Origin of the sequence: Salinivibrio costicola subsp. alcaliphilus, from assembly GCF_001996185.1 — a bacterium.
Lineage (GTDB): Bacteria > Pseudomonadota > Gammaproteobacteria > Enterobacterales > Vibrionaceae > Salinivibrio > Salinivibrio costicola.
On sequence record NZ_MUFR01000137.1, the window covers coordinates 1 to 461 of the forward strand.

General features: G+C 50.8%; 1 protein-coding gene. It reads left to right on the top strand.

Annotated elements, in window-relative coordinates:
* Positions 1–461 (top strand): GTP-binding protein (locus BZJ21_RS15555; protein WP_131826360.1); only part of this gene is annotated, 461 nt, incomplete at both ends.

A 461-nucleotide genomic window follows, 5' to 3' on the forward strand; every position in this document is an offset into this window, starting at 1 on the left:
GCACGTTAACGTTGGTACTATTGGCCACGTTGACCATGGTAAAACTACGCTGACTGCAGCTATCTGTACTGTACTTGCAAAAGTATACGGCGGTGCTGCGCGTGATTTCGCGTCAATCGATAATGCGCCAGAAGAGCGTGATCGTGGTATCACCATCGCAACGTCTCACGTTGAGTACGATACGCCAAACCGTCACTACGCACACGTTGACTGCCCGGGACACGCTGACTATGTGAAAAACATGATCACCGGTGCGGCGCAAATGGACGGTGGTATCCTGGTTGTTGCGGCAACTGATGGCCCAATGCCACAGACCCGTGAGCACATCCTACTAGGTCGTCAGGTTGGTATTCCAAACATCATCGTGTTCATGAACAAATGTGACATGGTTGATGACGAAGAGCTGCTTGAGCTGGTTGAAATGGAAGTCCGTGAGCTACTTTCAGAGTATGACTTCCCAG